At 66.1% G+C, this 9,562-nt stretch carries 9 protein-coding genes and 1 pseudogene; 3 read left to right on the top strand and 7 right to left on the bottom strand.

Annotation, left to right across the window (positions count from 1 at the left end):
* Positions 1-107: pseudogene (locus EET03_RS15335) on the top strand (IS982 family transposase); the annotation flags it as partial.
* 17 nt (positions 108-124) lie between these two features.
* Here EET03_RS15335 and EET03_RS15330 read toward each other — a convergent pair.
* Positions 125-928 (bottom strand): thioesterase family protein, encoded by an 804-nt coding sequence (locus tag EET03_RS15330; RefSeq protein WP_075541647.1) that lies wholly within the window; start codon positions 926-928, stop codon positions 125-127.
* Positions 925-1,794 carry a RecB family exonuclease gene (locus tag EET03_RS15325; RefSeq protein ID WP_075541646.1) on the bottom strand — a complete coding sequence of 290 codons (870 nt, stop codon included), beginning with the start codon at positions 1,792-1,794 and terminating at the stop codon, positions 925-927. Before EET03_RS15325 ends, EET03_RS15330 begins: the two co-directional genes overlap by 4 nt.
* A gap of 73 nt (positions 1,795-1,867) precedes the next feature.
* Between EET03_RS15325 and trmI the strand changes: the two genes are divergently transcribed.
* Positions 1,868-2,710: a tRNA (adenine(58)-N(1))-methyltransferase TrmI gene (gene trmI, locus EET03_RS15320; RefSeq protein ID WP_075541645.1), complete on the top strand. Its 843-nt coding sequence runs from the start codon at positions 1,868-1,870 to the stop codon at positions 2,708-2,710.
* A gap of 16 nt (positions 2,711-2,726) precedes the next feature.
* On the opposite strand, the gene EET03_RS15315 is transcribed toward trmI, so the two are convergent.
* The gene (locus EET03_RS15315) at positions 2,727-3,020 is read right to left on the bottom strand and encodes a DUF503 domain-containing protein (RefSeq protein WP_075541644.1); all 294 of its coding nucleotides are present in this window, start codon (positions 3,018-3,020) and stop codon (positions 2,727-2,729) included.
* Between the two features lie 8 nt (positions 3,021-3,028).
* Entirely contained in the window at positions 3,029-3,637 is a 609-nt protein-coding gene (gene lppK, locus EET03_RS15310) for a lipoprotein LppK (RefSeq protein WP_099193567.1), read from the bottom strand.
* 294 nt (positions 3,638-3,931) lie between these two features.
* On the opposite strand from lppK, the gene arc reads away from it, so the two are divergent.
* The gene (arc, locus tag EET03_RS15305) at positions 3,932-5,761 is read left to right on the top strand and encodes a proteasome ATPase (RefSeq protein WP_063471450.1); all 1,830 of its coding nucleotides are present in this window, start codon (positions 3,932-3,934) and stop codon (positions 5,759-5,761) included.
* Between the two features lie 4 nt (positions 5,762-5,765).
* On the opposite strand, the gene EET03_RS15300 is transcribed toward arc, so the two are convergent.
* From EET03_RS15300 to EET03_RS15290, 3 genes are all read right to left on the bottom strand, one after another.
* Positions 5,766-6,410, bottom strand: a complete 645-nt coding sequence (locus EET03_RS15300; RefSeq protein ID WP_063471449.1) for a hypothetical protein — start codon at positions 6,408-6,410, stop codon at positions 5,766-5,768.
* A gap of 9 nt (positions 6,411-6,419) precedes the next feature.
* Entirely contained in the window at positions 6,420-7,610 is a 1,191-nt protein-coding gene (locus tag EET03_RS15295; RefSeq protein WP_208649060.1) for a hypothetical protein, read from the bottom strand.
* An 80-nt stretch (positions 7,611-7,690) separates the two neighbouring features.
* Entirely contained in the window at positions 7,691-8,965 is a 1,275-nt protein-coding gene (locus tag EET03_RS15290; RefSeq protein ID WP_099194199.1) for a DUF2314 domain-containing protein, read from the bottom strand.
* Positions 8,966-9,562: the final 597 nt, after the last annotated feature.

Below are 9,562 nucleotides of genomic sequence, written 5' to 3'. Positions count from 1 at the left end.
TCTACGCCCGCGTCGCCCAGCGCCTCCTCGCCCTTGCCGCTGTGATCTGGCACAACTGGAAGATCAACAGCCCAGTCAAGAGGTCACTGATCGCCTACGACCACTGACCAAGGTTGGGAATTACTCATCTAGGCGCCCGACACTGGACGAGGAGCGTCTGGGCCGAGGTGCCGATAAAACCGGCCTTGTCGTAGATCTCCGCGGTGGTGACTCCCACGCCATCCGGCCCGACCGATGCTCGCGCCCGCAGCGCGAAATCGTCGCCGGTCGGAAGCCGATGCAGGTGCACCACGGTATCGGTGTTCATGAACACGAACCGATTCGGGTCCAGGACCGCACCGACACCGTTGGCGCAGTCCACCACGACCGCAAGCCGTTGCAGCGCCGTGGTGGGGTCGGTGTCGACGATGTGTGCCATCGGGGTGAACCACGACACGGCGCCCGATTGGCCGGCGGACTGTTGTGGGCGCCAGCTGATCGCATCGAAGTAGCCGCCGGCGTCGGCGAAGACGGCCGGAAGGGGCTCGACGGGTCCTTCCACCACCGCCGGGTACCGCGCCGATTCGACGTCGGCGGTGTCAGTGACCGCCAACAGCCATGCCGTCACCCGGGCCACCACCCGCGCGGGTCCGCCCTCGCGATCGGCGTGCAGTTCGGCGACCATCAGGCAGACCTTCGACCCCGGGCGTTCCACCCAGGCCCTGGCCCGCACCGTGGCCACCGGAATCGCCCCGAGGATGTCGAGGTTGAGCCTGCCGATCCGCAGGCCCGAGCCCGCCGACAGCTCTTCGATCAGCTTGGTCAGCAGGGCCAACGGAGGTGAGCCATGCTGGATTTCGGGATTCCAGTTGCTTCGCGTGTAGTCGGTGGAGTCAAAGGCCTGATAGTCACCGTCGTCGCCGAGCCGACGGTAGAAGCAACCGTTCATGCCGCCGGTTCGGTCGGGCGCGAAACGCTATCGGCGTCGGCGCAATTCGGCCAGCCGGGGTATGGCGGCGGCGTCCCGCCGAAGGCCGGGCAATGCACCTGATGCGGGCACCAATCGCACAGCCGCGACGGATTCGGACGGAAATCTCCTGTCCTGCCTGCGGATTGGATCGCGCGCCAGATAGCCATCAGGGTCTTCTCGAAACGCAGCAGTTCGTCACGGTCCGGCGAATAATCCAGCACCTGGCCGTCGGCCAGGTAGATGAGTCGCAACCGGGCGGGCAGCACGCCACGCGACCGAAACAGCGCCACCCCGTAGAACTTCATTTGGAACAGGGCTTTGAACTCGGCCAGCGCCCGCGCGGCCGGCGGGGCCTTACCCGTCTTGTAGTCAACCACCCGCAATTCGCCGGTCGCGGCGACGTCGATCCGGTCGATGTAGCCGCGCAACAGCGTGCCGTCGGCCAGCTCGACCTCCACGCGGTGTTCGCAGCACTGCGGGTCGAACCGCGTCGGGTCTTCCAGCCGGTAATACCCCGACAGCAAGGCGCGCGCCTCGTCGAGCAGTTCTTGTGGTTGCAGTTCATCGGCCAGCGCGGGCTCACCGGCGATCACCTGCTCCCAGGCGGACTCCACGAGCGACCTCGCGGTCTCGGGGCCGCGCTGTACCGCGGGCAGGGCATAGAGCTGCTCGAGTGCGGCGTGCACGACGGATCCGCGCAACTGCGGCGCCGATGGCGCCTCGGGCAACCGGTCGATCGCACGGAACCGGTACAGCAGCGGGCACTGCTTGAAATCGGCCGCCCGCGACGGCGACAGCGCCGGCCGGACCCGCGGATCCGCCCCTGGTGTCAGCTGGTCCGTCATGCCCGCAGCCTAAGACGGGGTGCCGACAACCCCGGACATCGGCTGCGGCGAGTCGGCTGGCACCCTAGACGGCGTGTCAGCAACCGGTCCCTTCGCCGCGGGCGAACGCGTGCAGCTGACCGACGCCAAGGGCCGCCACTACACGATGGTGCTCACCCCGGGCAGCGAGTTCCACACCCACCGCGGTTCGATCGCCCACGATGCGGTTATCGGGCTGCAGCAGGGCAGCGTGGTCAAATCCAGTAACGGTGCGCCGTTTCTGGTGCTGCGCCCGTTGCTGGTCGACTACGTGATGTCGATGCCGCGCGGGCCACAGGTGATCTACCCCAAAGACGCCGCTCAGATCGTGCATGAGGGCGACATATTTCCGGGCGCCCGGGTGCTTGAAGCCGGAGCCGGGTCCGGCGCGCTGACCTTGTCGTTGTTGCGGGCGGTCGGGCCCGAGGGCCGGGTGATCTCCTATGAGCAGCGCGCCGACCATGCCGAGCACGCCTGTCGCAACGTGACGAACTTCTATGGTGGGGCTCCGCAGAACTGGCGGCTGATCGTGGGCGACGTCGCCGACTCCGACCTGTCCGACGGCTCGGTCGACCGGGCCGTGCTGGACATGCTGGCGCCCTGGGAGGTGCTGGACTCGGTGTCGCGGCTGGTGTCGGCCGGCGGGGTGCTGGTGATCTATGTGGCTACCGTCACCCAACTTTCGACGGTCGTGGAGGCGCTGCGGGCCCAACAGCTTTGGACCGAGCCACGATCGTGGGAGACGTTGCAGCGCGGCTGGAACGTCGTCGGGTTGGCCGTGCGGCCGCAGCATTCGATGCGCGGCCACACCGCATTCCTGGTGGCCGCGCGCCGGCTGGCGCCCGGAGCCGTCGCTCCCGCGCCGCTTGGTCGCAAGCGCCCGGGACGTGACGGTTAGTTAGTCTTGCCAGTCGTCAATCGTCACTGCGGTGCAAACCCCGGCGCACCGACAGCAACTCGAACTCGGGGTGTGCGGCGATCAGCCGTTCGGCCGCGTCGAGGACCTCGACGGCGTGACTGCGGTCGCCCGAAACCGTGGCCACTCCGATGGCGGCGCGACGGTAGAGATCTCGCGAGCCGGTCTCGGCGGCCGACACGCTGAACTTGCGCTGCAGTTCGGCGACAACGGGACGAACCACCGATCGTTTTTGTTTCAGTGACCGCACGTCGCCCAGCAGCACGTCGAATTCGAGCCAGCCGATCCACATCTGCGCGCTCAGCCAGACGGCGTCGGAGACGGCGGGTTGGGTTCCGGTGCCGGGGCGGGGCTTGGTTCCGGGGCCGGCGCGGGGCCGGGAGCCGGCGACGAGACTCGAGAACTGCTGAGGGCCAACAGCATCTCCGCGGTTCGCCGCGATAGCTGCCAACCGCCCTGGCCGGGTTTGAATTCCATCGGGAAGGTGAATTCGTGATCGTCGGTTTTGGCTGTCGTGACGACGATGGTGGCCGTCACGTCGGCCGGGTCCCCGTCCGACCAGGCGATGTTGCTCGCCGCGAAACTCAGTGGCAGGTAGCCGCCGTCTCGGGCAGCGGTGGTGAACCGGTCCAGGGCGGCGGCCGTCTCCGGGGTTGCGTCCTCGACAAGGTTTACCTTGTCGGCTCCGGAGACCGCCGGGTCGGCCAGCCGGGACAACACCTCGATCAAGGCGTCGGCGGAAGGTAGGGAAGCGGACAGCCTCGGCGCGACCGCGGTGGACGTGGCGGGCGACACCGATGGGACAGTCGGCGTCGCGGACTCGTGCCGCGAACACCCCGAGAGCCACGTCGCCGCCACGGTGGCGACGAGGCTCACGGCGATGCAGGCTGTGCAACGGTGGCGATGCATCCAGCGGCAGGCCCGGCTATCGGCGGCACACGGCGGGCCGCGGCGAGGAGACCAACAGTGCAATGGACGTCACACCGTCGGCGGCGGCACCGATGCGGGCGCTGGTCGCACTGGCCGTGGCAAGGGATTTCACGGTCGCGGCGCTCCTTTCGATCGGGCCGAGTGGAAGCCGAGATTACCAGCGCGAAACAACTTGTTATTTTCCGCGCCATTTGGTTCCGCACATGAACTCGCGATGGCCGGTAGCGTTGAGGTATCCGCCGCACCGCTCCCGGTGCGGGAAAGGAGGGCGACATGGCTGAATCAGAGCGTTCTGAAGCATTTGGGACACCCCGCGATATGCCCCTGCCCAGCACCGATGCTGCCGAACTGGAACAGCTGCGGCGTGAAGCCGCGCTACTGCGCGAGCAGCTGGAGAACGCGCTGGCACACCAGAGCCCGTCGCGACCGGCCCGCGATGTGCATCAGCTCGAAGCTCGTATCGACTCCCTTGCCGCGCGTAATTCGAAATTAATGGAAACTCTTAAAGAAGCCCGTCAGCAATTGCTGGCGCTGCGTGAGGAGGTCGACCGGCTGGGGCAGCCGCCCAGCGGCTACGGCGTGCTGCTGGCCACCCACGACGACGACACCGTCGACGTCTTCACGTCGGGTCGCAAGATGCGCCTGACATGCTCTCCGAACATCGACGCCAAGTCCCTCAAGAAGGGCCAAACGGTCCGGCTCAATGAGGCGTTGACCGTCGTCGAGGCCGGCAGGTTCGAATCGGTAGGCGAGATCTCCACGTTGCGTGAGATCCTCGCCGATGGTCACCGGGCCCTGGTGGTCGGCCACGCCGACGAGGAACGCATCGTGTGGCTGGCCGAACCGTTGGTCGCCGAGGACCTGCCCGACGGCATTCCGGACGCCCTCAACGACGACACCCGGCCGCGCAAGCTGCGCCCCGGCGACTCGCTGCTGGTCGACACCAAAGCCGGGTATGCCTTCGAGCGCATTCCCAAGGCCGAGGTCGAGGACCTAGTGCTGGAAGAGGTGCCGGACGTCAGCTACGAGGACATCGGTGGCCTGACTCGCCAGATCGAGCAGATCCGCGATGCGGTGGAACTGCCCTTCCTGCACAAGGAGCTGTACCGGGAATACGCGCTGCGCCCGCCCAAGGGTGTGTTGCTGTACGGCCCGCCCGGCTGCGGGAAGACCTTGATCGCCAAGGCGGTGGCCAACTCGCTGGCCAAGAAGATGGCCGAGGTTCGCGGCGACGACGCCCGCGAGGCCAAGTCGTACTTCCTCAACATCAAGGGCCCCGAGCTGCTGAACAAATTCGTCGGCGAGACCGAACGTCACATCCGGCTGATCTTCCAGCGGGCCCGGGAGAAGGCCTCCGAAGGCACGCCGGTGATCGTGTTCTTCGACGAGATGGACTCGATCTTCCGCACCCGCGGCACCGGCGTCTCCTCGGACGTCGAGACCACGGTGGTCCCGCAGCTGCTCAGCGAGATCGACGGCGTGGAGGGGCTCGAGAACGTCATCGTGATCGGCGCCTCCAACCGCGAGGACATGATCGACCCCGCGATCCTGCGGCCCGGCCGCCTGGACGTGAAGATCAAGATCGAGCGACCCGATGCCGAAGCGGCGCAAGACATCTTCTCGAAGTACCTGACCGAGGCGCTGCCGCTGCACGCCGACGACCTCGCCGAGTTCGACGGCGACCGCACCGTCTGCATCAAGGCGATGATCGAGAAAGTCGTCGAGCGGATGTACGCCGAGATCGACGACAACCGGTTCCTGGAGGTCACCTACGCCAACGGTGACAAGGAAGTCATGTACTTCAAGGACTTCAACTCCGGAGCGATGATCCAAAACGTCGTCGACCGGGCCAAGAAGAACGCGATCAAGTCGGTGCTGGAGACGGGCCAACCGGGTCTGCGGATCCAGCACCTGCTCGACTCGATCGTCGACGAGTTCGCCGAGAACGAGGACCTGCCCAACACCACCAACCCCGATGACTGGGCGCGGATTTCGGGCAAGAAGGGCGAGCGGATCGTCTACATCCGCACCCTGGTCACCGGCAAGTCGTCGAGCGCCAGCCGGGCTATCGACACCGAGTCGAACCTGGGCCAGTACCTGTAGGGGTTCAGGCCATCACCAGCGAATAGCTGTTGGCGAGGTCGTCCTGCAGGACGCGGGCGGCGCGGGCGGTGGTGTCGATGCGCAGCTCGTCGGTGAGCTTGCGGTGCTGATAGGTCCACCCGCTGGGCAGGTTCAGCCGGTCCGCCAGCTTGGCCAGGTCAGCTCGGGAAAGGTTGGGGTCGACCACCTGGCTCCAGGTCTGCATGACCCAGCGCTGCCCTTCGGGGTCGCGCAGTTCGTAGATCTCTTCGCCGGCGTTGAAGATGAAGACGGTATTGCGGCTGACCTGGTTGACGGTATACGGCGCCGGGTTCATCGACGACAACAAGACCGTGGCCTGCCGCAGCATCTCGATCCCGCCGAAGCTTTTGATGACCGGCGGACCCTGGGGCACCTTTTCGATGGCGTTCATCAGCCAGTAGCGCGGGCCGTTGAGCAAAGCGGCCGCGGCACCGTGTTCGGTAGCGATCGCCTTCGGGTCCAGTGCCGACCACAGCTCGGCGGGACAGTCGTTGAGCGGGAAGCTGTTGTAGACGGTCGCTTGCGGACCTGCCTCGCCGGGGGTTACCAGAAGTACTTCGCCATAACGCTTCCCGGACAAGTCGCCTGGTGGTTCCAATACGACTGCTCCGTCTTCGGTGGTGGACATCAGGCGAAATTAATCACTGTGGTCAGCGGCGTCAACACTGGGGGAGTAGCCGGTGATACTGGCGTGATATCGGTTGCGGGCGATCAGGGTGGCATGCAGATCGCAGATCAGCGGGTCGACGAACATGGTGCGGTATTCGGCGTCGTCGACCGCGCGGGCGCTGATGTACATGAAAGTCAGCGCGCCCAGGAACAGGCACATGTGGATCAGCGAATCCGGCACCGGAAACGTCAGGCCCAACACGGTCGAGCTGCTGGGCGCGCCGCGGGTCCATTCGTCGAGCAGCGCCGAACTCAGCACGATCAGCCCGAGCATCACGTAGATCACCGCGGTCAGCAGTGCCACCACCATGATCTGCACCAGCTGCGAGACGGCCAGCACGAAGACCACGTTGACACGTTCGGCCCTGGTCAGTGGGGGGCTTCCCGGGGAATCGGGCAGCATCGCAAACGGTGTGTGCGCCAGCCGTTCACAGTCTCTGGGCAGCGCCGCGGCTGACTGCAGCATGGGCCGGACCCGCTCCCTGGTGGCGGAGACGACGAATGCGGCGGCGATGCTGAGCAGAAACACAATCGCGAGCCCCAGTCGCTCGGCCCCGATCGTCGCGGCCATCAGCCAGACATTGCCATTGAAGAACACCAACGTCGTCAGCAATACGACGGGCAGCGCCCGCACCGCCAGTGCGCCCATGGTCGCAAATTGCGAGACGGTGATGCGCAGCGTCCAGCCGACCACCGACCCGATACCGCTGGCGGTCAGAAGTAGCACCAGCACCGTGAAGATGACTGCGCCCGGCAGACGGGACGGGTCGGTTTCGACGACGATCACGATGCCCACCATGCTGACCGCTACGGTGGCTGCGATCGCGCGTTTATGCCCGTCCGACATCCGGGACACCAGCCAGCCGATCCCCACAATCAGAACGGGGGCCAGCGCGACGATCGTCAGAACAACCCAATCCCGCGGGGTGGGGTTTTCGCCGATGTTGACATCTTCGCCCTTGGTGATCAGGAACAACGGGAAGGTCCAGCAGTGAAACGCGGCATATGCGGCCAGCGCGGGCGCCGACCTGGACCACAGCCGCCGCCATCGGGACCGCTTGGTCAGCACAGACGGCAAGCCATGCTGCAAGAACCAGCTTTCAGCCGCGGCAGTCGCCGGCACCAGGCGTGTCGGCATCCGGCGCGAGGAGAGTTTCATGCCGGCTCACCCTAGTTCCCCAAATAAGCGAGCTGGACCCGTCATGCCGGGCGTGGTGGCGATGAGCGTCGACCGAAGGCCTAATTGAGCTGGCTGCGGATCAGTCTCTCGGTCTCGTTGCCGTCGATGACGCCGTCGCGCCGCTTGTGCATGTAGTCAAAGATCGTCGATTCGGCGATTTGGACGGTCTGGCCCGCATGCAGGCCCAGGCTGCTGGCCGGTTCGTTGACGAGGAACCCGGTGATCGCGTCATCGGTCCAGCTCGCGACCTCCACCCACATCCACTCCCGGATACCACCCGCACCTTCGAACGGGGCTTTCAGTTGCAGGAATTCACCTGGTGCCAGCCCGTCGTTGAACAGGGCGCGCAGCGCCGGCAGTTTGCTTCTGGCCTGTTCGCTGGCGGCGTTGAGGGCATCGTCATGCATTGTCGGGACCACCGGTGACCCGGAGCCGAATACCGCGGCCAACACCGCGTGCCGCCGAGCGTGAACATCCTCGCCGGTCCCGCGATCAAAGGTGAGTTCGAGGAGCCGGTTGTCGGGATCACCGGCTTCGGGCGTCCCCACTTTCAGGGTGAGCGGCGCCGTCGCGGTGCCAGCGGAACCAAAGCGGCGGACGTCGAGATCGAACTCCCCGCGACGTTCGACGACCGATCCGTCGGTGATCGCCTGACAGAACGCACTGACTAGATCCCCGACCTGCTGGCTGACCGACCGCGGCAGCTGGTTCACCACGACGTCGGGCAGCCCGAATTTCGCCATGCCAAGCGTGACCAGCCGCATATGGCCGTCGGTCTGGTAGGCGTGAATGACCGTCTGGTCGCTGATGTCCGGCGTCGGATCGGTCCATCGGTCGATGCGCAGCTCGGTCCATGCGGCCGGGGTGAAGACTTCCCGCGTCTCGTTGTCCCAAATAAGGCCGCCGGTGCCGGAGGCCAGTTCACCGGTTAACCGCAGCGCCGTACGCAGGCGGCTCAGAGCTTGGCCGTTCGGGTAGACGAAGTTGAGGATCAGCGCGGCCTCGGTGGCTTGTAGCGCCGCCGTCTGCTGCGGGCTCACTCCGCGACCGAACAGCTGGACAAAATCGGGGCTCGGGGGAGGGCAGTCGTGGTGCGGATCGACGGTGATCCAGGCATTCACCGTGGGCTCTGTTTCGTCTCCGCTGAGATAATCGGCGTGGTGGAATTCCCTGAATTCGCCGGCCAGCAGCGCATCCAAGGTGGCGAACGGGTCCGCCGACGGCATGGGTAGGTAGTAGATCGCGAACGCATAGCTGATCTGTTCGGCTTGCAGCGGTCCCGCGGGAATCAAGTCAGCGCCGGGCTGCGCGTGCTGAAATGGGTCGGGGTTCACAGCCGGTCCCCGCACGTCGTCGGGCGACTGCGGCTCAGCGCTGCGGGAATCAGCAAAGGCCACAGCCCTTTTGGCGTCAACGCGGATACTCCAAAGTCTGGGGTGCAGATGGTCGGGGCGAGTCGGGGGCGACCGTACCAATCGGCAACTGAATGCGCCAGTCGATCGATGCGAGCGCTCGCGATCAACTCGCCGCGGGGCTGGCTAGCAGAAGGTCGCCAGCCCGCCGTTACGGCCCCGATTGCCCGCCTTCTCAACGGCCCGCTACGCGGGCCGCATCGTCGGCGGGCCTAGCCCGATTGCCCGCCTTCTCAACGGCCCGCTACGCGGGCCGCATCGTCGGCGGGCCTAGCCCGATTGCCCGCCTTCTCAACGGCCCGCTACGCGGGCCGCATCGTCGGCGGGCCTAGATGAGTAATTCCCAACTGCGCGCGGAGTGTGCATCGGCTGCGCCGAGTGTGTACTGGCGGCGGCGACACGCCGAGCGGCGCCGCAGTGGTTGCACTCTCGGCGTGTCGGCTTGTGAAGGATGTGGTTGGAGGGCACCGATGGACAGTTATGAAGACAGACCTCGATGCCCTCCTGACCGAACTGTAT

Source organism: Mycobacterium innocens (genome assembly GCF_900566055.1).
Classification (GTDB): Bacteria; Actinomycetota; Actinomycetes; order Mycobacteriales; family Mycobacteriaceae; genus Mycobacterium; species Mycobacterium innocens.
Note: the sequence above shows the minus strand (reverse complement) of the source record. Positions and strands in the feature narration are given on the sequence as shown.

Bases quoted from the DNA above. Each gene is read 5' to 3' on its own strand.
- EET03_RS15300 (WP_063471449.1), bottom strand. From the start codon at position 6,410: ATGTCCACCACCGAAGACGGAGCAGTCGTATTGGAACCACCAGGCGAC.
- EET03_RS15295 (WP_208649060.1), bottom strand. From the start codon at position 7,610: ATGAAACTCTCCTCGCGCCGGATGCCGACACGCCTGGTGCCGGCGACT.
- EET03_RS15315 (WP_075541644.1), bottom strand. From the start codon at position 3,020: ATGTGGATCGGCTGGCTCGAATTCGACGTGCTGCTGGGCGACGTGCGG.
- EET03_RS15330 (WP_075541647.1), bottom strand. From the start codon at position 928: ATGAACGGTTGCTTCTACCGTCGGCTCGGCGACGACGGTGACTATCAG.
- lppK (WP_099193567.1), bottom strand. From the start codon at position 3,637: ATGCATCGCCACCGTTGCACAGCCTGCATCGCCGTGAGCCTCGTCGCC.
- EET03_RS15325 (WP_075541646.1), bottom strand. From the start codon at position 1,794: ATGACGGACCAGCTGACACCAGGGGCGGATCCGCGGGTCCGGCCGGCG.
- arc (WP_063471450.1), top strand. From the start codon at position 3,932: ATGGCTGAATCAGAGCGTTCTGAAGCATTTGGGACACCCCGCGATATG.